This window comes from Kineobactrum sediminis (genome assembly GCF_002868715.1).
Lineage (GTDB): Bacteria > Pseudomonadota > Gammaproteobacteria > Pseudomonadales > Halieaceae > Kineobactrum > Kineobactrum sediminis.
Genome location: NZ_PKLZ01000007.1, coordinates 17314 through 39515 on the forward strand (window position 1 = coordinate 17314; position 22202 = coordinate 39515).

13 protein-coding genes are annotated in these 22202 nt (G+C 56.2%); 8 read left to right on the forward strand and 5 right to left on the reverse strand.

All coding sequences use genetic code 11. The features are described 5' to 3' along the window. The first annotated feature begins 8 nt into the window (after positions 1 to 8). Both CWI75_RS08300 and CWI75_RS08305 read left to right on the forward strand, forming a co-directional pair. Complete coding sequence (locus CWI75_RS08300; protein ID WP_241521138.1) at positions 9 to 1286, forward strand: glycosyltransferase; 1278 nt, start codon at positions 9 to 11, stop codon at positions 1284 to 1286. Continuing rightward, the gene (locus CWI75_RS08305; RefSeq protein ID WP_101521046.1) at positions 1286 to 2914 is read left to right on the forward strand and encodes an alkaline phosphatase family protein; all 1629 of its coding nucleotides are present in this window, start codon (positions 1286 to 1288) and stop codon (positions 2912 to 2914) included. Before CWI75_RS08300 ends, CWI75_RS08305 begins: the two co-directional genes overlap by 1 nt. Positions 2915 to 2937: 23 nt before the next feature. On the opposite strand, the gene CWI75_RS08310 is transcribed toward CWI75_RS08305, so the two are convergent. Together CWI75_RS08310 and CWI75_RS08315 are read right to left on the reverse strand one after the other, a co-directional pair. Beyond that, positions 2938 to 4008 (reverse strand): mechanosensitive ion channel family protein, encoded by a 1071-nt coding sequence (locus tag CWI75_RS08310; RefSeq protein ID WP_101521047.1) that lies wholly within the window; start codon positions 4006 to 4008, stop codon positions 2938 to 2940. 93 nt (positions 4009 to 4101) lie between these two features. Next, complete coding sequence (locus CWI75_RS08315; protein WP_101521048.1) at positions 4102 to 4875, reverse strand: endonuclease/exonuclease/phosphatase family protein; 774 nt, start codon at positions 4873 to 4875, stop codon at positions 4102 to 4104. Between the two features lie 251 nt (positions 4876 to 5126). On the opposite strand from CWI75_RS08315, the gene treS reads away from it, so the two are divergent. From treS to CWI75_RS08335, 4 genes are read left to right on the forward strand one after another with little or no spacing between them, the layout of a single operon-like run. Continuing rightward, entirely contained in the window at positions 5127 to 8453 is a 3327-nt protein-coding gene (treS, locus tag CWI75_RS08320) for a maltose alpha-D-glucosyltransferase (RefSeq protein ID WP_101521049.1), read from the forward strand. A gap of 14 nt (positions 8454 to 8467) precedes the next feature. Beyond that, positions 8468 to 10291 carry a malto-oligosyltrehalose trehalohydrolase gene (treZ, locus tag CWI75_RS08325; protein WP_101521050.1) on the forward strand — a complete coding sequence of 608 codons (1824 nt, stop codon included), beginning with the start codon at positions 8468 to 8470 and terminating at the stop codon, positions 10289 to 10291. Further along, positions 10288 to 15450 (forward strand): malto-oligosyltrehalose synthase, encoded by a 5163-nt coding sequence (locus CWI75_RS08330; RefSeq protein ID WP_101521051.1) that lies wholly within the window; start codon positions 10288 to 10290, stop codon positions 15448 to 15450. The genes treZ and CWI75_RS08330 overlap by 4 nt, the downstream gene beginning before the upstream one ends. Positions 15451 to 15489: 39 nt before the next feature. Further along, positions 15490 to 17457: a 4-alpha-glucanotransferase gene (locus CWI75_RS08335; protein ID WP_101521052.1), complete on the forward strand. Its 1968-nt coding sequence runs from the start codon at positions 15490 to 15492 to the stop codon at positions 17455 to 17457. Here the strand turns inward: CWI75_RS08335 and CWI75_RS08340 are convergent. Next, complete coding sequence (locus tag CWI75_RS08340) at positions 17454 to 18197, reverse strand: Crp/Fnr family transcriptional regulator (RefSeq protein WP_101521053.1); 744 nt, start codon at positions 18195 to 18197, stop codon at positions 17454 to 17456. The two genes, CWI75_RS08335 and CWI75_RS08340, sit on opposite strands and share 4 nt — an antisense overlap. A gap of 221 nt (positions 18198 to 18418) precedes the next feature. Between CWI75_RS08340 and CWI75_RS08345 the strand changes: the two genes are divergently transcribed. Continuing rightward, a complete protein-coding gene (locus CWI75_RS08345; RefSeq protein WP_101521054.1) occupies positions 18419 to 18913 on the forward strand; it encodes a CBS domain-containing protein in 495 nt (164 codons plus the stop codon). Positions 18914 to 18998: 85 nt separating this feature from the next. Here CWI75_RS08345 and CWI75_RS08350 read toward each other — a convergent pair whose 3' ends face one another. After that, positions 18999 to 19733: a ZIP family metal transporter gene (locus CWI75_RS08350; RefSeq protein ID WP_101521055.1), complete on the reverse strand. Its 735-nt coding sequence runs from the start codon at positions 19731 to 19733 to the stop codon at positions 18999 to 19001. Between the two features lie 145 nt (positions 19734 to 19878). On the opposite strand from CWI75_RS08350, the gene CWI75_RS08355 reads away from it, so the two are divergent. Further along, a complete protein-coding gene (locus CWI75_RS08355) occupies positions 19879 to 20895 on the forward strand; it encodes a class I fructose-bisphosphate aldolase (protein ID WP_101521056.1) in 1017 nt (338 codons plus the stop codon). Here the strand turns inward: CWI75_RS08355 and CWI75_RS08360 are convergent. Next, on the reverse strand, positions 20892 to 22196 hold the full coding sequence (locus CWI75_RS08360) for a spinster family MFS transporter (protein WP_241521139.1): 1305 nt from the start codon (positions 22194 to 22196) through the stop codon (positions 20892 to 20894). The genes CWI75_RS08355 and CWI75_RS08360 overlap by 4 nt on opposite strands. Between the last annotated feature and the right edge of the window lie 6 nt (positions 22197 to 22202).

The following is a 22202-nucleotide window of genomic DNA, read 5'->3' on the forward strand; positions in this document are numbered from 1 at the left end:
ATATTGTCATGTTAACCAATACCTACCTTCCCCATGTTGGCGGCGTGGCGAGGTCTGTTGCCGCTTTTACTGCGGAGTATCGACGGCAAGGACATCGAGTGCTGGTGGTGGCGCCGGAATTTGAGAAGCAACCGCCAAACGAAGAAGACGTCGTGCGCATTCCGGCGATTCAGCACTTCAACGGCAGTGATTTTTCTGCCGTGCTGCCGGTTTCCGGGCTATTGAATACCGAACTGGACAATTTCAAACCGGACATTGTGCACTCGCACCATCCCTATTTACTTGGGATGACAGCGATGCGCATCGCGCGCTTCCGGCAACTGCCCCTGGTATTTACCCATCACACACTGTACGAGCAATACACGCACTATGTGCCGGTGGATTCACCCGCATTCCGCCGTTTTGTGATTGAACTGGCAACACGTTACGCCAACCTGAGCGACCAGGTCTTCGCGCCCAGCGAGAGTATTGCGAAATTGCTACATGAGCGTGGGACAACGGCACCTGTTACCGTGATACCGACGGGAATCAAGCTGTCGGACTTCAGCAACGCCGACGGTGGTCGTGTGCGAGCGAGGCTTGGCATACCCGATAACGCATTCGTGGTTGGTCATCTTGGTCGTCTTGCGCCCGAGAAAAACCTTGAGTTTCTCGCCACGGCCATAGCACGGTTCCTGAAGAACAATGCCGGGGCCCATTTTATCCTCGCCGGGGAGGGACCATCGGCCGGTCCCGTGCGGGAGATATTGTCTCGGGAGGGCGTGCTTGGCCAATTGCACGATATAGGCATTGTGAAACATCCGGAGTTGGCCGATACCTATGCTGCGATGAATGTGTTCGCTTTTGCCTCGACCAGCGAAACCCAGGGGATGGTGCTAACGGAAGCGATGGCGGCTGGAGTTCCAGTGGTGGGCATTGATGCAACAGGGGTGCGTGAAGTCATCCGGGATGAATATAACGGCCGCCTGCTGCAGGAGTCGACGGTGGATGATTTTGTCGCCGCCTTGCAGTGGGTCTCCGCCTCGGACAGCAAAACCCGGGAAGCACTGCACACTGCTGCCCTTGCCACAGCCGAGAAGTTCTCAATGGAGCGCACGGCGGGGAGTGCGCTTGCCTGTTATGAGAAACTCATAGCTCAGGGTGCCGCGGCAAGGGCTGAAGAGTACGGCAGCTGGGAGAGCACGATGAATCTGGTGAAGACCGAATGGGATATTATCCAGGGCCTGGCGGCCGCTACGGGGGCCGCCATTCGTGGCAATGACCAGTCGGGGTCCATGCCATTGTGATGTCCCGTCTCAAGACGCTTTTGAAGCGCATTCAGCTTGGTCGAAGTGAGTGGCTGGCGACCCTGTTGCAATTGCCGCGTACCGAAGCATCTCCCAGTACGCGCGGCCTGGTTATGATCCAGATTGATGGTCTCTCTCACGCCCAGATACAGCATGCACTGGAGCGTGGCAGAATGCCTTTTTTGCAAAAACTGTTGCGGCGCAAGGGGTATCGCCTGCACCGGCAATACGCGGGCATGCCATCCAGTACCGCCGCTTTCCAGGGTGAGCTGTTCTACGGCGTTAAGGGCGTGGTGCCGGCCTTCAGTTTTCGCGACAGCGATTCGGGCGAAATGGTGAGAATGTTTGAGCCTGGTGCTGCCTCCGATGTCGAACGACAGCTGGAGGAGAGGGGTGGCGAACCTTTGCTGCAAGGTGGCAGTGCCTACGTTGACAACTACACCGGCGGCGCTGCCGAGGCGCACTATTGTGCCTCCGCCCTGGGTTGGGGCCCTGGCCTGAGACGAGCCAACACCCTTGTTGTCATACTGCTCTTCTTGAGCAACATATACAGCTTCATTCGGATTGCGGTGTTGTTTGTGGTTGAGCTTGTGTTGGCAATCGTGGATTTTTGCCGCGGCCTGCTGCAGGGCAGGAATCTGGTGAGCGAACTCAAGTTCGTTCCCACACGTGTGGGCATTTCCATCGTCTTGCGGGAGCTGGTGACTATTGGCGTTAAAGTGGACATTGCCCGGGGGCTGCCGATAATACACCTGAACTTCCTTGGCTATGACGAGCAGGCTCACCGTCGTGGTCCCAAATCCCTGTTTGCGCACTGGACGCTCAAAGGCATTGACGACGCAGTCGGTCGTCTGTGGCGGGCTGCTCATCGTTCACATTACCGCGATTATGACGTCTGGATTTACTCCGACCACGGCCAGGAGGATGTGATTTCCTACCTCAGGCTCACTGGCCGTACCATTGAGGAGGCCGTGTCATCAGTATTCTCCGACTACTGCAACCGTCCAGTGCCCTTGTCGTTGTTTGCCGGGCACGGCGTCCAGACTCATCGGGTACGCCGATTGGGAGGCAAGCGGATTCAGTGGTTGTTTCCGGTGAAAGACCAACCGTCGGGTGACGTAACCGATGCAAATGTCGCGGTAAGAGGATTGGGGCCAGTGGGGTTTGTATATTGTGACGCTCTGGGGGAAGCAAAAGAGCGTGATGCCGCCGCACTCGAGCTTGCCACAAAAACGCAGGTTCCCCTGGTGATGGTACCCAATGGACCAGGACGCGCTATTGCCTGGGCTGGTGCCGCTGTTTACCAGTTACCCGAGCAAAGCGCCGATGTGTTCGGCGCGGAACACCCTTTTTTGCACGAAGTTACTGATGATCTCATTACCCTCTGTCATCATCCGTCAGCGGGACAGTTCATACTCTGTGGGTGGCGTATGGGTGTGGACCCCTGCAGTTTTTCCAACGAGAACGGTGCCCATGGCGGCGCCGCGCCCGAGGAAACCAGCGCATTTGTATTGGTGCCGTCCACAGTGGATCTTTACGCAGGTGGCTCCGGTCCGCTGCGAGCGACAGATTTACGCAACGCCGCTCTCATACACCTGGGACGATCTGCGGGCCAAAAGGAAGAATGAAAGGCCATTAAAACTGGCGTTGTTTACTTTAACTCGTCCGGCAACTCGGTTTGGGTGACGAACAGCTGTTGTGTCGGGAAGGCAAATTCGATCTGTTCCCGTTCAAACTGTTCGTGAATATAAAAATAGACGCCTTGCTGGATATCCATATACACATTGTAGTCCGGCATCAGGACGTAAAATACCGTTTCGAAAACCAGTGAATAGTCCCCATATGACGCAAAATGTGATCGGTCAAAGCGAGTGTGCTCCTGTGCTTCAACAGCGTTTCTCATGATGGCGGGGATCGCCTTCAGCTTGCTTCGGGGCGTATAGTAAGTGACGCCAATTTTGAAGACGACCCGACGTTCATACATCCGACCATAATTGCGTATACGGCTGTCGAGTAAATCGGAGTTGGAGAATACCAATTGTTCACCTGAGAGGCTCCGCAGCCTGGTGGTTTTCAACCCTACCTGTTCCACACTACCCAGATAATCATCAAGTATAAGAAAATCACCCACTGCAAATGGCCTGTCCAGCATGATCGAAAGAGAGGCGAACAGATCTCCCAGTATTTTCTGTGAGGCCAGGGCAACCGCGATACCACCAATGCCCAGGCCGGCAATCAACGCGGTGATATCTACACCCAGATTATCGAGAGCCAGCAGGAAGACAACCGACCAGAGTGTAATCCTGATGAATAGTCCGAGCACATTAATCGTGGTAACAGATGCAGGGTTCTCCGATAACGACCGTTTCCGATAGTGGTCCAGCGATTCTCTGCTGAATTCAGCGACCCAGAATCCAATTTGTATCAATAGCGCAACGATAAGGGTGTGCTCGAGAGCCACCTCAATATCGACAGGAAGAGTCAGTAGTGATGATGCAAGGACAATACTGATTATCAGCAGGAACAGGATTTTGGTCTTTCCCAGTGCGGCGACCAGATAATCATCAATGTTGGTTCTGGTCCGTTTTGAAAATGCTGAAAGGCGCCTCTGGATAAATCCGCTCACTATTCTCAGTACCAGGGCAGCCACGAAAAAAACTACCGAGGCGACTAGCCAGGTCTGTAAGGAGTTATCAAGAATTTCGCGATTCAGGAGTTCCATGGTGATGTTTTCATGCTCCACATTGTTGGGGAAAATATTCCCCGGTAAGCATCATGATAGGCGGATAATGGGGTTTTACATTGATAACGGACATCATGGCCCATGATTCCGGTGGTCACTGCGGCGAAGGTATCCTTTTAATGGAAGATGATCGGACGCCATTCGTGCGAGTGGGCTAGTATGTACTTCGAGGCTTTCCAGCTGCGCGCGAGGGTCGACCCAGATGCGGTCAAGTGCAAATACCGGGCGTTTCGCCGGCCATGTCGCCCGGATGGGTATCGCCTGAAAATGAGCATGCAGCCAGCGTAAGGGCCTGCCCCACAAAAACCACTCATTAAGATCACCCATTAGTACCGCTGTGTCAGCAATTTCTGGCTCGAACAGGGAGATAAGCTGCTGCACCTGCAGTCGACGCTCCCATGGCATCAAACCCAGGTGGGTGGCAACCAGTTGTAGCGTCCCGCCATCCCAGTCCAGCATGACTTCCAGTGCCCCCCTGGGTTCTCGGCCCCCTGAACTGAGGTCAATCCGGTTAACCAGGCTGACCGGTAGACGGGTGAGTAACGCATTGCCGTAGCGCCGTGTGGCACGCAATAGCGTTGGACCGGCAATTGCCGTAAGTCCGGTCTCATTCGCCAGGTAATCAAGCATGTCATGACCATCCATATTGTGGTGCTCCACTTCCTGTAGCGCTATGACATCCGCATCAAGCTCCAGTAACACGCTGACAGTTCGCTCGGGATCAAAGCGCTGGTCATTGCCGATACAAGCATGAATGTTATAGGTCGCTACGGTCAGTTCCGAAGCTGATGGCGGAGCCTTACCTGCCGCGGGATTGACTGGCTTGCGGATGTTCTTGTCCTGCATTCCTTGTTGGCTCCCCCGACAATACTGATATATCTCTCATGATGAGTTGACCTGGTGACCTTACCGATTCTGCATATTTACCTTATCCATGCTTTGACGTTTATCAATGACCATGCGGAATGTGGTTGCTGTAATGGGAGGCAGCACTATGTTCAGCAAGCTGGCCCTTGTGCGGTTCCAGGCTAGTGGCGGGCCTGGATTCCCTGCCTTTCGGGAAGTTGGGGGCGGGCATCAAATGACCGGAGAGAGTAATGGCAGAACCCGTTGCAGATCACCTTTGGTACAAGGATGCAATTATTTACCAGTTACATGTGAAAGCGTTCAAGGACAGTAATAACGATGGCATAGGTGATTTCAAGGGCCTGATAGAGCAGCTGGATTACATCGCGGAGCTGGGCGTAAATACGCTCTGGTTGTTGCCCTTCTACCCATCGCCAATGCGCGACGACGGCTATGATATTGCCGAATACACAGGTATTCATTCCGATTACGGTACCCGGAAAGATTTCCGTAATTTCATGCGGGAGGCGCACCGTCGTAACCTGCGGGTAATTACCGAGCTGGTGATCAACCATACTTCTGACCAGCACCCCTGGTTCCAGGCGGCGAGAAAAGCGCCCGCCGACAGCAAAAAACGGGATTTTTATGTCTGGAGCAAGACTAACCAGAAATTCAGCGGTACCCGAATCATTTTCACCGACAGCGAGATCTCCAACTGGACGTGGGATGACGAGGCACAGGCATATTACTGGCATCGTTTCTTTCATCACCAGCCTGACCTTAATCACAATAACCCGGAGGTTGTAAAAGCAGTTATTCGGTTAATGCGATTCTGGCTGGATATGGGCGTCGATGGCCTGCGACTCGATGCCATTCCCTATTTGTGCGTACGGGAGGGTACCAGTAATGAAAACCTGCCGGAAACGCATGCAGTGCTCAAATACATGCGGTCAGTAGTGGATGATCACTACCAGGATCGTGTTCTCCTGGCGGAAGCGAATCAGTGGCCAGAAGATGCCCAGGCCTATTACGGTGATGGTGACGAATGCCATATGGCCTATCACTTCCCCCTGATGCCGCGGATCTATATGGCGGTTGCACAGGAAGAGCGACACCCTATTGTTGAAATAATGCAACAGACCCCGTCTATTCCCGACAGTTGCCAATGGGCCATATTTTTACGCAACCACGACGAGCTCACCCTGGAAATGGTTACTGATCGCGAGCGTGATTACATGTACGAGCGCTACGCGACGGATCCGAGAATGCGGATTAATGTAGGTATCCGCCGACGCCTCGCTCCCCTCATGGACAATGACCAGGACAAGATAAAATTGATGAACAGTGTGCTGATGTCGATGCCGGGATCGCCCATTGTCTATTACGGTGATGAAATTGGCATGGGGGACAACTTCTTTTTAGGTGATCGTAATGGAGTGCGTACTCCCATGCAGTGGTCTCCCGATCGCAATGCCGGATTCTCCAGAGCGGATCCACAATTCCTCTATCTGCCGCCAATTATGGACCCGGTATATGGCTACGAAGCTGTTAATGTAGAGGCGCATAAGCGCAAACCGTCATCCCTGTTGAACTGGATGAAGCGTCTGATTGCGATTCGCAGAGCTCACGCCACTTTCGGTAGGGGGTCTTTGGAGTTTCTACAGCCTGGTAATCGGAAAATACTCGCTTATGTGCGCGAATACGGCGATGACTGCGTTTTGTGTGTGGCGAACCTGGCCCGCTCTGCACAGCCAGTGGAGCTGGATTTGTCGCGCTTCAGGGGAAGTGTGCCGATAGAGATGCTGGGCCGCACCGCATTCCCGCCCATCGGCGATTTGCCGTATCTGCTGACATTACCCGGCCATGGCTTTTACTGGTTTGATCTGACGAGCGGCGCGGAAGCTCCGCCCTGGCACGAGGAAGCGCTGCCACCACCCGAGCTGCCGACGCTGGTATTTTTTGCGGGCTGGCGCAGTTTTTTCCCTGCTGAAGTGGAACCCGGGCGGAAAATGCTGGCGGAAAACCTCAGGTTGCAGCTTGAGCGGACAATACTGCCGGATTTTTTGCAGGCCCAGAGATGGTACGCAGAGAAGGGTCAATTGCTGCAGCGGGTAGATATCAGCGATATGCTGCTGTGGCCCGCGGAGGGCGGCGAGTGGCTATGGATGTGGGTGAATGCCTGTTTTGGCGACAGCAGCAGGCAGGCTTACCTGTTGCCGCTGGCCATGGCATGGGGAGAGCCGGAAGATGAAGCCGTCCGGCCCTTGCTGCCCTCAGCGCTCGCCCGGATTCGCCAGCAGGCACGTGCGGGGATTGTCTATGATGCGGTTGCCGACGAGAGTTTTTTCCGCGCTATAGTCAGGGCAGTGCAGACGGGTGCAAGCGTTACAGGTCCGTCCGGAACACTGCGTTTTTGCGCCACACGGGCCTGCGCGGAGTTGGTCGATGATGCGCCTCTTAGCGGGCTCGGCAAGTCCTGGGTCGGGGGTAGCAACAGCACCGTGATCCTGGGTGACAGGTTGTTCCTGAAACTGTACCGGCGCGTCCACCAGGGTATCAACCCCGAGTTGGAAATGAGCCGTTTTTTGACGGACGTGGTTCACTACCCGAATATAGCACCGCTGGCGGGTTCGGTGGAATTTGAACACAGTAACGGAGCAACCAGTACTCTCGGGCTGGTGCAGGCTCATGTGCCCAACCAGGGAGACGGTTGGACATTTACAGTGGATTATCTCGAGCGCTTTTTCGAGGATTGCCTGACCAGGCCAGAGGGCGTGCCCCCGGACGGCGCTGAACGTCATGGCCAGTATCGCTGGATGGCGGAGATACTGGGCCAGCGGACCGGAGAACTGCATAGTGCGCTGGCGCAGCAAACGGGTGATCCCGACTTTGAACCTGAATCGATCGAACCGCAGGATCTCAAAGCGTGGAGTGACCGGGTAGCCGATGATGTTCATGGCACCCTGCTCGAGCTCGAAGCGCAGATCGACAATATAAAGCCTGCGTGGCAGCCCCTGGCCACAGAAATCCAGAGAAACAAGGCGCGTTTGCTGGCGCGGGTCGACAGTCTTGTACCTGAATCAGCCTCTGCGATGAAAACTCGCTACCACGGTGACTTTCACCTCGGCCAGGTCCTGTTGAATGCGAATGACGTGGTTATTATCGATTTTGAAGGTGAGCCGGCGCGATTGCCCACGGAGCGCCGACTGAAACATTGCCCGCTACGCGATGTCGCGGGTATGTTGCGATCATTCAATTATGCCACCGGCGTTGCCCTGGCCAACAGTTCGGCCGCGCGGCCGGCTAACTACCAGGAACTACTGTCCTATGCCCGGGAGTGGGAGACGGTCGCGGTAGAGGCATTCCTTGCGGGTTACCGACGCGGGGTTCAGGGCTGCGCCTCCTGGCCCGGCGACGATGCCGTTGCAGGCCAACTGATAGAGCTTTTCGAGCTTGAAAAGGCGCTTTACGAACTGCGTTACGAGCTTGGTAATCGGGTTGATTGGGTCAATATCCCGCTGGAAGGGTTATTGAAGCTACTCACCGCAGCACCTGGACAGCTTGAGAGTCACTTGTGAGGCGGCGTCATACGATGCCTTTTGGTGCGCACGTCGTTGATGAAGCGCGAGTACGATTTCGACTGTGGGCGCCCGCCGCCAGCGAGGTCGCAGTCTGCTTGCAGGTGGACACCGGAGAGCGAGTCCTCGCCATGACCCCGGAAGGCGATGGCTGGTTCGCCCTGCTGACAACCGAGGCCGGGCCGGGTAGCCGTTACTGGTACCTTATCGACAACGATCTGCGAATACCTGACCCCGCATCACGCTTCCAGCCTGAAGATGTGGAAGGCCCCAGCCAGGTAGTCAATCCGCTATCGTGGGAGTGGCTCGATTCCAGCTGGCGCGGTCGCGCCTGGGAGGAAGTCGTTCTTTATGAACTGCACATCGGCACTTTCACCCCGGCCGGGAACTTTGCGGGGGTGTGTGAACGGTTGGACTATCTGGTTGGTCTTGGCATCAGTGCCATAGAGATCATGCCGGTCGCGGATTTCCCCGGTGACCGCAACTGGGGATATGACGGGGTGTTGCCTTTTGCGCCCGACAGCAGCTATGGCGATCCCGATGAGTTCAAGGCGTTGATTCAGGCAGCCCACGAGCGCGGCTTAATGGTATTTCTCGATGTCGTATACAACCACTTTGGTCCCCTTGGCAATTATCTGCATCAGTATGCACCGCAGTTTTTCAGTAGCCGCCACCATACGCCCTGGGGGGCAGCAATAAATTTCGACGACGAGCACAGTGACACGGTACGCCGGTTCTTCATCCACAACGCTTTATACTGGATTGAGGAATTCAACCTGGATGGATTGCGACTTGACGCAGTGCACGCGATCGTTGATGACTCTTACCCGGATATTCTCGAAGAGCTGGCGGCGGCTGTAAACAATGGGCCTGGCCAGGAACGGCATGTACACCTTGTGCTGGAGAACGATAATAATATCGCCCGCTATATGCAACGCGATAACGATGAATCTGCGCGCCAGTATGTTGCGCAGTGGAACGATGATATTCACCACGCCTTGCATATCCTGCTTACGGGGGAAACGGACGGCTACTACTCCGACTACGAACAGTTGCCGGGCTGGTATCTGGGACGTTGTCTTGCGCATGGCTTTGGTTATCAGGGCGAAATGTCGGGTTTTCGTGGTGCTCGACGTGGTGAGCCCAGTACGGAATTACCGGCCGCCAGTTTCGTTTCATTCCTGCAGAACCACGATCAGGTGGGTAATCGGGCCCTTGGGGAACGTATTAACGCACTGACCGGTGACAGGCAGGTCCAGGTGGCGGCCGCCATATTATTACTTGCGCCGGCGCCGCCCTTATTGTTTATGGGCCAGGAATTTGGGGCTACCCAGCCTTTCCAGTATTTCTGTTCGTTTACCGGGGACATGGCAGAGGCAGTGACCCGGGGACGACGAGAGGAATTTTCCCACTTCGCCCAGTTCAGTGACCCGACTGCACGAGACCGTATCCCCGATCCCAATGCCGTGGATACTTTCCGGAACAGCAAGCTCGACTGGGCCGATTTGCTGGAGCCGGACCATGCGCAATGGCTGGCATTTTACCAGGAGCTGTTGCGTCTTCGACAAACAGAGATAATTCCGCGCGCAACGGGTGTCGGGGCGGGTGAATTCCTGTTACTGGGTGCAAACGCGGTGTGGGTGCAGTGGCAGCTGGCAGAGGGTTCAGTGCTGACCCTCATCGCCAATATCGGTGATTCACCAGTGTCTGTGAGCGATGATACGGGGGCCAGGGCACGCGTCCTTTATGCCCAGCCTCCCGCACTGGCAGCGGAGCTCGCGGCGCACAGGCTGCCGCCCTGGTCCCTGCGCTGGACCCTTCAGGAAGCAGGGAAATGACTATGCATGACGTGCTTGAGCGTCTTGGCCGGCGTTATGGTATCACCTCTGAATACAGCGATATCTGGGGTCAGCGGCATTCGACATCAACCCAAACCCAAAGAGCGCTGCTCGCCGCCATGGGCGTTCCCACAGCGACCGACGATGCACTGGTTGCCGCGCTTGACGCTTTGGAGACCTCGGACTTACAGCGATTGTTGCCCGCGGTGCGGGTCGTGCGTGACGATGAGAGCTCCTTTCCGATTAACATCGGTGTCCCCGGAAAGAACGCTCATCATCGTTTTCACTGGCGCTTGTTCTACGAAGACGGTGCCGAAGAGGATGGTGATTTTTCGCCTGCCGATCTCAGGCTGCTAAGCGAGGACACGTGCGGGGATACTCAATGGCAGCGGTATGAGTTAACACTGTCTGGCGTAACCCGGACCGGTTACCACCGGCTGGAAGTCTATGATACCGAATTGCCGGAGACAAGCCCGGCGCAAATGTCCCTTATCGTTGCTCCGGGCGCCTGTTATCAACCCGAGGCAGTGCGCAACGACGGCCGGGTCTGGGGTATTGCGGCACAACTGTACGCGGTTCGCTCGGCGCGAAACTGGGGTATTGGGGATTACACCGATTTGCGCCGGTTACTGGCCGTTGCTGCCCAGGCAGGTGCCGACCTGGTGGGGCTCAATCCGCTGCATGCCCTGTTCCCCCATAATCCGGCTCACAACAGCCCCTATAGCCCCTCCAGCCGTTTATTCCTGAACATCCTGTACCTTGATATAGAAGCAATAGCAGATTTTGTTGAGTGCGAAAAAGCACGAGTCCATACGGCACAGGAAGACTTCCAGGCGCGTTTGCGTGCCCTGCGTGCCTCCGAGCATGTGGATTACGTTGAAGTATCACGTATTAAAATCGAAGTACTGCAGATGCTCTATCGGTCTTTTCGCCAAATGCACCTGGAGCAGGAGACGGAACGCGCCGGGGACTTTCGACGCTTCCGCGAACAGCAGGGTAGCGCGCTTCGGGAGCACGCACTTTATGAGGCGCTACAGGCCCACTTTCATGCTGATGACGCATCCATCTGGGGTTGGCCGGTGTGGCCGGAAGCCTGGCGCTCCCCGATCGGGGAGCCGGTTGATACGTTTGCATCGGAGCACGAAACGGAGGTCATGTTTTATGAATATTGCCAGTGGCAGGCGGACGTGCAATTGCAGTCTGCGGCCGAAGACTCCCACAGTGCGGGTATGGGAGTTGGCATTTACCAGGATCTCGCGGTTAGCGTTGATGTGGCCGGCGCCGAAGCCTGGATTCACCAGGATCTTTATGCCTCCGAAGCCAGGATAGGATCCCCCGCTGATGATTTCAATCTCAACGGGCAGGATTGGGGCTTGCCTCCCTGGCGGCCGGAGGCTTTGCGGGAACAGGGATATGCGCCATTCATCGCGACCTTGCGCCAGAACATGCGTCATGCCGGCGCCCTCCGCATAGATCATGTCATGGCGCTTATGAGACTGTTCTGGATACCGCTGGGTGAGCCGGCAACAACCGGCGCTTATGTGAACTACCCTTTTTCGGACATGCTCGGAATCGTAGCCCTGGAAAGCCAGCGTAACCAGTGTCTGGTGATTGGCGAGGATCTGGGGACGGTGCCCGATGAAGTTCGCGAGGCGCTGGGGCCGCTTGGAGTGCTGTCTTACCGCCTGCTGTACTTTGAAAAAGGTCACCAGGGCTGTTTCAAGGCACCTGAAGAATTTGAACAGCAGGCACTGGTGGCCGTCACCACCCATGATCTCCCGACCCTGGCAGGTTTCTGGCAGGGGTACGATCTGGAATTGCGTGAACGACTTGGCCTGTTCCCCACACCCGAATTACGAGAGCGACAGATTATAGGGCGAGCGGAAGACCGGGCACGGTTGTTGATGGCGCTGGAGCGGGAAAGCCTGTTACCTGCCGGGATGACTGTACAGCCGGTAGCAACCCCGGCGATGACACCGGAACTCGCCTGCGCTGTGCACCGCTACCTCGCGCGAACGCCTTCCCGGGTAATGATGATACAGGCAGAAGACATGCTCGGCGAAGTGGCGCAGGTCAATATGCCGGGCACTACCGATGAGCATCCCAACTGGAGTCGAAAGCTGCTACTGGACTGCGAGTTGTGGGAGCAGGATCCGCACATTCGCGCCCTGTTCAGCATACTGCGCGGTGAACGTGGCGCCCCGATGGCCCCCACCAGTTTGTCGACTTCTGTCGAGGCGACAACGCGAACTGCCATTATTCCCCGCAGCACCTATCGGTTGCAGTTGCACAGTGGTTTTACCTTTCGCGACGCAGCGCTAATTGTTCCCTACCTGCAACAACTTGGCATCAGTCACTGTTATAGCTCTCCGTGCCTGCAGGCGCGTCCGGGAAGCCCTCACGGCTACGATATTATCAACCATAACCGGTTAAACCCCGAGCTTGGAGGTGAACAGGGATTCGATCATCTCAGCGACGTTCTAAAGGCGCATGACATGTCGCTGATCATGGATATGGCGCCGAATCATATGGGCATCATGGGCAGTGATAACTCCTGGTGGCTCGATGTTCTGGAAAATGGTGTGGCCTCGAATTATGCAACTTTTTTTGATATTGACTGGACGCCACTAAAGGACAGCTTGCGCGGCAAAGTACTGTTACCAGTGCTGGGTGACCATTACGGGACGACTCTTGAGCTGGGTGAATTAACCCTAGCCCTGGACGCGCAGCGTGGTGAACTGTCTATTCATTATTACGAGCACCGGTTTCCACTCGACCCTCAGCAATACCCCCAGCTGCTGGATCATGATATTGCTCGCCTGGAAGAGCGACTGGGCACCGATGATACGCGTTTGCTTGCGCTGCAGAGTCTTGTTACCGCACTGGCCAAGTTGCCGGCACACACGACCGCCCTCGAATCGGAGCGCACCGAGAGAGCGCGCGACAAGGAAGTCCACAAGGCCAATCTGGCGCGTCTGTATGAAGATGCTGATATCGCCTGTTTCATTGATGAAAATCTCGATGAATTCAACAGCCCGACAGGTATTGAGTTAATGGATAAGCTGCTGGACAGCCAGGCATGGCGGCTTGCCTATTGGCGCGTGGCTTCAGACGAAATCAATTATCGGCGTTTTTTTGATATTAATGACCTGGCCGGCGTGCGTATGGAAGTTCCCGAGGTTTTCGAAGCGACCCATGCGCTGGTACTGGATCTCGTGGCAGCGGGTAAAGTACAGGGACTGCGTATCGACCATCCCGACGGTCTGTATGACCCCGCCGCCTATTTTAAGCATGTACAGGCGCGTGTACGCGCACCGACGCAGGTAATGGTGGGCGATTCCCCGGTCACATCCGCGCCGGGATCGCCGATTCCGGATGAAGCCAAACCCCTGTATATGCTGGTGGAAAAAATTCTTGCCAGACACGAGCGGCTTCATCAGGACTGGGCCGTATATGGTACAACCGGCTACGAATTCTCCAATCTGGTGGACAACCTGTTTGTGGATAGTGAAGGCGAAACGAGAATTGACGCTATTTACCAGGAATTTACCGGTGAAAAAACCGCACCGAATGATCTGGTGTACGACTGCAAAAAACTGATAATACGCACAGCACTCGCCAGTGAGCTTAATGTACTGGCGCAGCAACTCGGTCGTATTGCAGAGCTGGAGCGGCATACCCGTGACTTCACCCTGAGCAGTTTACGGGAAGCGTTAGCGGACATTGTGGCGTGGTTCCCGGTTTACCGGACTTACGTGACCGGTGCCGGGGCCATGCAGGAAGACCGTCACTACCTGAACTGGGCAGTGAACATCGCCAAGAAAAAAAGCCCCGCAGCGGATACCCTGGTATTCGATTTTGTACGTGAAGTCTTACTCACCGACATTGCAGAGGGCAAGAGTGAAGACTATCGTCAGCGCGTGGTGGCCTTTGCGATGAAGTTCCAGCAATACACCGGCCCGGTTATGGCAAAGGGCCTTGAGGATACCGCGTTTTATCGTTACAACCGTCTGCTGTCGCTCAATGAAGTCGGCAGTGAGCCGGATCGTTTCGGGCTATCGGTGGCCGCTTTTCATTTCCAGAGCCAGCAACGGCTGGAGAACTGGCCGCATGCGATGCTCAGCACCTCCACCCACGATAGTAAACGCAGTGAAGATGTGCGTTCGAGAATTAACGTGCTATCGGAAATAACGAGTCAGTGGGCAGCGAAGGTGCGGCGCTGGGCCCGCCTCAATGCGGGCAAGAAACGCTCGCTTGAGAATACTGAAGCGCCTTCCAGAAACGATGAATATTTGCTGTACCAGACCCTGGTGGGGGCATGGCCTGTACAGCCGATGGATGAACAGGCCCTGTCCGGATTCCGCGAACGTATCCAGGCTTACATGAACAAGGCGATCAAGGAAGCCAAGGTTCACACCTCCTGGATAAACCCGGACAGTGACTACGAAGATGCGGTTGCCGGATTCATTGATGCACTGCTGGAACCTGCCGGCAGCAACACTTTCAGTAAATCCTTTTTGCCATTTCAGCAGCAGGTGAGTCGTGTGGCGATGTTTGCCGGTTTGTCGCGCACACTACTCAAGCTTACCGCTCCCGGGGTGCCGGACTTTTACCAGGGCAACGAGCTATGGGAGTTCCGCCTGGTTGACCCTGACAATCGCCAACCGATTGACTACGAACGGCGTGCAACGCTGCTGGCAGAGCTGCAGGATCAGGCAAGCGCGGCGGAGAGCCTGGCTGGGTTCACGCGAGAGCTGGTCCAGCAGATCGATGACGGGCGTGCCAAATTGTATCTGGTATGGCGCGGCCTGCAGGCGCGTCTTGCAAGTCCCGAGGTGTTTCATAGCGGGAGCTACCAGCCGCTTGGTACATTCGGCGAACGAGCCGACAATCTCTGCGTCTTTGCGCGGAATCACGGCCAGACATGGCTGCTGGTGGTAGTGCCCCGGCTGTTGTTCGGGCTGGCCGCAGAATGCGATCCCCTCGGGGATGATGTGTGGGGCGACACCCGGTTAGAGGTGCCCGTCGCAGACTGGCTTGACCTGCTGACCGATGAAACTCACCAGGGCACCCGTGTTGACGATGGCTGGTGCCTGCCTGTGGGTAGGGTGCTGGGTCATTTTCCGGTCGCGTTGCTTTTATCAGACACCCCACACTGACACAGCCCTGAAAAACACCCCGGTAACAGAGGTTATGCCATGAATTCCGACACTTTCCAGGCGCAGCCCGACCAGGCCATTACTGAGGCGCTGCGGTTGTTGGGCAAACGGCGCCTGTCGCTGGCCATTCACGATAGCTGTTTCCCCCGGGACAGCGCCGAAGATATTGGGCGTGGATCTCCTTACAGCAACGGTGCACGGGCTTTTTTTGCCTTCGCCCGTAGCCTGGGCTTTGACGGCATCCAGCTGGGACCCCAGGGCCAGACGGGACGCGAGAATCCCTCGCCCTATGATGCTACCCTGTTTTCCAGAAACAGCCTGAATCTCGATCTGGGTGCACTCGCGGATACCGTTAGCAGTGACGATGACTCTCCGGGCCTTCTGGACAGAAGCTTGCTGGACCAGCTGGTGGCGGGGTGCCCGGATCAGTCGCATTTTCGTACGCAACATACTTATGCCTACGATGCATGCAGTATCGCGCTGGACGATATTTACCGCCATTTTTGTAATGCGAGGGAGCTGGGTGACCCCGCTGTCGCAGGCCTTGCAGCGGGACTGGTTGCCTTCAGTGCGCGTGAACAGGACTGGCTGGAGGCCGATGCCCTGTATCACGCCCTGGCGACCGAATATAATGGGCTTCACCATCGCGATTGGCCTGAAACGGACGAAGGCTGTCCGGACCGGGAACTGTACCAGCATGCCCCCGAGCGCGACGCCTATTGTGCGTCGCGCCGCGCCCGCCTGCAGGAGCACTTTACCCAGGCCACCGAGCGCTATCGATTGGGCCAGTTTCTCCTGCAGCGCCAGCATATGGCACTTCGCGGTTATCTGCAGCAGCTGGGTTTGCTCGTGTATGGTGATCTACAGGTCGGCATTTCCTCTTGTGACGACTGGAGCCGCAGCTCCTGTTATCTGCAGGGCTATTACATGGGAGCGCCACCGAGTCGCACCAACCCCGCCGGCCAGCCCTGGGGTTATGGGGTGCTTGACCCGGAACAGTATCTCGATGCCAGTGGCCGCCCGGGCCCGGCCATGAGGTTGTTGTTAACCCGGGTAGGCAGGCTGGTGCAGGAATTTGACGGCCTGCGCATAGACCACCCGCATGGGCTGGTGTGCCCCTGGGTGTACGCCAGCGATGATCCGGATCCTTACCACGCGGTACAAAATGGTGCGCGGCTGTTCTCGTCCCCAAACCTGGCCGATAAACCCGGCCTGGCCCGATACGCTATTGCGCGGCCGGATCAGCTTAATACCGAGGTGCCGCGGCATGCGGACAATTGGGTCCGGTCTCTGGATGATGCCCAGCTTGATCGCTACGCAGTGCTTATGGATGCAATCGTCAATGGTGTGCTAAGCCACGGCGGTGCGCACGAAGATATACTCTGTGAGGTGCTGAGTACACTTCCGTATCCCCTGGCCCGGGCCATTGCCCGCCACGGCCTGGGACGTTTTCGTGTTACCCAGAAAGCGGATCTGGATAATCCGGCTGATGTCTATCGCAGTGAAAACGCCGCTCCCGCCGACTGGATTATGGTTGGCAATCACGATACCCCTTCCATATGGCGACTGGCTCGGCGTTGGGTGAACGAGGGCAATGCGCCGCAGCAAGCCGCCTATCTCGCCGGGAAGCTGCGGCCCGGCACGGACCGGGATGATTTTGCACAGGAAATCGCCGGTAACCGGTGCAAGCTGGTACATGCCAAGGTGGCGGATATCTTTGCCAGTCCGGCGGAGCAGGTGATGGTGTTTTTTTCCGATCTGCTGGGGATCGAGGATGACTACAACCAGCCTGGTGTGCCCGGACCCGACAACTGGACGCTGCGGGTACCGCCTGATTATGCCGCGCGTTACACGCAGTCGTTGCAACAGGGCCAGGTTCTGAACTTGCCTTGTGTACTGGTGCTTGCCCTGCAGGCCCGGGGCGCGGCATTCTGCCAGGCACACCAGGCATTGCTTCAGCGTCTGCGTGAGCTGGCAGGATGGTGGGTTGTTGACAGGCCCCTTTAATGAGGCCGTGAGATCATTCTGTTCAAGCCGTCAAAATCAAGGATGTGCGCCTGTGCGTGCCACGTCTTCACCAGCCCGCGGCTGGTAAAGTCCGCAAACAGGCGGCTCAGGGTCTCAGGGGACATGCCCAGATGATTGGCAAGGTCCTGCCGTGACATGGGCAAATCCAGGTGGCTAGCGGCCAGTTTCCCGGTCATTGTTTTTTTTGCCTGGGTGACGAGAAAATCGGCGAGCTTCTGGGCGGCGTTATAATTCCGTGAGGCCAGCAACCGCGATTTGGACTTCGTCATCTGCAGGGCCATCAGAGTCCACACATAATGCTCCAGGCAGGGCACCGATTTGGCGTTCTTGTCCTTCACGCAAGGGCCGGGAATGCTGCATATCAGGGAGTCCACAAGGGCCTCTGTGGTATTGTCGAAAAATGATTTTCCCAGTGAATCCATACCGGCAAATTCATTGGGGTAGAAAAAATTGATGACCGACTCATGGCCGTTACCATCTATATGGGTTTCCTTCAGGCAACCCTCCAGAAGCAGGTGGAAACCCGTAACAGGGCTGTTTTGCCTGAATAGTGTCTCGCCCGCGGCAAGCCGCACGGGTTGGGCAATACTCTTGAGTACAATCGGTGTGTTTTCACTGACCAGGTCTCCATCATCGCCGATCGCCAGGCAGGGCTTGAACGGCATATGTTGTGTGTCGCAGGCATTGCCCACACTCGACTCTTGTTGAATATTTTGCACGTCAAACCTCCAGATACACCAGGTGGTTGTCAGTCGAAAATAAGAGTTGCTAGAGAGCCCTAAACCTAGTTGAGGTTTGTAATTTGTCAATAAAAGCAATCAGCAATAGCTAATTGATCCCTGTCAAGACGTCCGGGGCGGCTTCTGCCAGCATAATATAATCGCCTTGAGGCGTGATTATTGGCAGCAATGAAATCCATACTTTATGAGGAGATACCGACATGTTGGTAGAAAATGCAATGGTCAGGGAAGTGGCATCCTGTTCACCGGATAGCTCGCTTGAAGAGATCGCCAGTCTCATGTGGAATAACGATTGTGGCAGTGTCCCGATACTCGACGACGAACAACATCCCGTCGGAATCGTTACCGATCGTGATATCGCTATGGGTGCGGGACTGATGCATAAGCCGCTCTGGGAAATATCGGCCCGGGAGATCATGGGCGATAAGAAAATAGCCTGCTGTAATACAGAGGATTCGGTGCAGAGTGCTCTGGCATTGATGGAGAAAAATGAAGTGCGACGGTTACCGGTTGTCAATCAATACGGGCAGCTTGCGGGCATGTTGTCAATGGGCGATGTCATATCGGCGACGTCCGATTCGCGAGCACGCGGCAAAAAAGCCCAGCCCGACCAGATTGATGCAGCCGAGGTGCTGGATTTCCTGAAGCACGTTAGTGCGCATCATGAATCCGCGAGATCCGCCTCAGTCGGTTGATTGCCAGCGAAGGCCGCACCATGCCCGGACGAGACTGCTGCCTGTTGGCGGCATCCAGTCCGGGATAACCACGTAAGGGGGGGAGTCAGTGGCGGCTCATCACAATCAATAATGCGGTCAGGACCCCTGCAAATACAGCTGGCAGACTGAGTTTCTTCTGTTCATGTTCTGCCTCTGGCAACAGGTGTGTAGCGCCGATATACAGCAGGGAGCCGGCCGCCAGAGCGAGCAGGGCGCCCAGGGTTGTGTAGTCAATCTCGCTTATGAATGGATAGGAGATCACCATGCCCAGCGGTGTGGTGGCTGCTGCTGCCAGCAAAGCCATTAGCAGTGACTGGCGCTCGGAAAACCCCGCGCGTAATAAAAACAGGTAGATAATGATGCCTTCCGGAAACTCGTGGAGCACCATGCCCAGCGTGGCGATCAAACCTGTAAAAACATTGACCGTAAAAGTAATCGAGTAGATGAATCCATCAAGGAAGGAGTGGAAGGCTATACCTGTCATCGGTAAAAGGCCGAGAACATAGTTCACGTTCTTTGGGCTTTTCTCACAGATGACTCCGCTTAAAAAACGGTGAAAAACCAGCATCCCCAGAAATCCCGCGAGTAGCCACGCGTGAGCGTCGGGATTCATGCCCAGTGATTTTGGAACAAGGTGCAGGAAGGAGGCGCTGATCAGTACGCCGGCCGCGAAACACATGAAGTAACTGATGTTTGCCTCCCCCCAGCGGGAGAAACGCCGAATTGTATAGATGCCAAGAGCGGTGACCGACGCGGCTATAAGGCTGGTAAAAAACGGCGCCCAGAAGGTGTTTTCCATCAATAGAACTCCCACTTTCCCCAGATCGTCTATCTTGAAGCTAACAGGTATCGTTGCGCCCGGGATTGACCGGCATCAATGACTACGACACCGGAGCACTATGACGCGGTTCGCCGCGTGAGCTGTCGAGCAGGAGAAAGAACCGATGAGTCACCGAACAGAGTTGCAGGATACGATCAATGATCTTGTTGACGGCCACCGTGGTATTTTGGCGGCCGACGAAAGTAATCCTACTATCGCCCGGCGCTTCTCGGCCGTAGAAGTCGAGTCCAGCGAAGAGACGCGGCGCGCCTATCGGCAGATGCTGTTATCGACCGAAGGCCTGGAAGATGCCATCGCCGGGGTGATCCTCTATGAAGAAACGTTGCGGCAGAGCGACGACAATGGTGTACCGCTGCCGCAACTTATTGCTACCCGCGGTATCGTGCCCGGGATCAAGGTCGATAAGGGGAAGGGGCCCTTACCCGGTGCCCCGGGGGATATGATCACCTACGGGCTTGATGGTCTCGCCGATCGCCTGCAGGGCTATCGCGAACAGGGTGCGCGCTTTGCCAAGTGGCGGGAGGTTTATCCCGTGTCGGATTATAACCCGACCCCTCTTGGTTTAAGCGCTAACGCGGAGATGCTCGCGCGCTATGCGGCGCAGTGCCAGAATGAGGGTATCGTGCCCATCGTCGAGCCGGAAGTACTCATAAAGGGCGACCATAGCATTACGCGCAGCGCAGAGGTCCACGAGCAGGTGTGGCAAGCGGTGTTTGGCGCCCTGCAACGCCATGGAGTTGTACTGGAATACATGTTGCTTAAACCCAGTATGGTCACCGCCGGCCAGGACGCCGCCACCGCGCCACCCGACCAGGTAGCTGAATTGACACTGCGTGCCTTGCGCCGCTCAGTACCCCTGGCCGTGCCAAGTATTAATTTCCTTTCGGGTGGGCAGGCGCCCGCAGAGGCGACGGCAAATTTGAATGCGCTTAACCAGCGACGCGCGGATGGCTTGTGGCAGCTCAGTTTTTCGTTTGCCCGCGCACTGCAGGGGCCGGCACTGGAAGCCTGGCACGGCAAGACCGAGAACGTGCCCGAAGCACAGGCGGCGCTGGCCCTGCGTGCCCGTCTGAGCCAACTGGCAATGCAGGGCAAATACGCACCATCAATGGAGCGTTAAACTACCGCCAGGCTTGTCTCACGATCGCTCTGGCGCTTGGCCAGGTCTGCCGGTAACTTGCGGGCACCGATATAAAACATGGCTATTGCCACCAGGCCCAGCATCGAACTGATAACCATGGCGTAGCGCAGACTATCCTCGCCATATTGTGGCGCCAGCAAATCGCTCATCAGGCCAGTGAGAAAAGGCCCCAGCCCCAGGCCGATCATGTTCAGCACAAAAAACAGAATGGCCGAGGTCAGCGCTCGCATTGATGGTGGCACCAGTGCATGGGACAACGCGATACAGGGCCCGAGATACAGGGTTGTGAGAAGATTGGTGAATACCAGGACGACCAGCAGGCCCGTGGTATTGGCTGTAAGCAGCACATACAGGTAGGGCACAAAAGCTACCGCCCCCCCGATCATCGGTACCCAGAGGTACCAGCGCGCATCTGCGGCGCCAAAGCGATCGCCCAGGTAACCGCCCAGGTAGGTGCCGGCCGCGCCAGTCACCCCCGACACCAGCGCCAGTACCACACCTACCTGGCCAATGCTCATGCCGTGGCTGCGCATGAGGAACGAGGGAAAGAAATTGCCCACCCCGTAGCTGACAAATGCGGTGAGAGAGCAACCTACGGCGATATACCAGAAGGAGGGACGTTGCCGCAGCAGGGTCATGGTTTCCGAGAGGGTCGGTTTATGGGTGCTTTCGGCAGCGGTGTCCCAGCGACCACGAATGGGCTCCTTGACCGCAAAGCGTAAAAATACCGCAAACAAAACGCCGGGAATGCCTACCACCAGAAATGCGGTGCGCCAGCCAAATGCCTCGGCAATGACACCACCAAACATGAAGCCAATCAGGATTCCGACGTAGATCCCCGTTGAATAAAACGATAGCGCACGACCCCGTTGCTCAGGGGGGTAATAGTCGCTGATCATCGAGTGTGCGGGTGGGCTGCCGCCGGCTTCGCCGAGACCAACGCCAATTCGCGCTGCAAGTAACTGGCCGTAGTTCTGGGTGAAAGCCGACAGGGCCGTCATGCCGCTCCAAACGGCCAGAGCCAGCGAGACGATATTGCGGCGATTGCCGCGATCCGCCCAATAGGCGATGGGAATGCCGGCGGTGACATAGATCAGGGCGAAGCTGAAACCGCTTAGCAGGCCCAGCTGCGCATCCGACAGACCCATATCGGCCTTGATCGGTTCCTGCAGGATTACCAGGATCTGGCGATCAATGAAATTGAACGCGTAGACAATGGTCAACATGACCAGTACGAAACGTTTATAGCCTGCGGAATAATCCTGGTCGGTATCGCTCACGGGTGA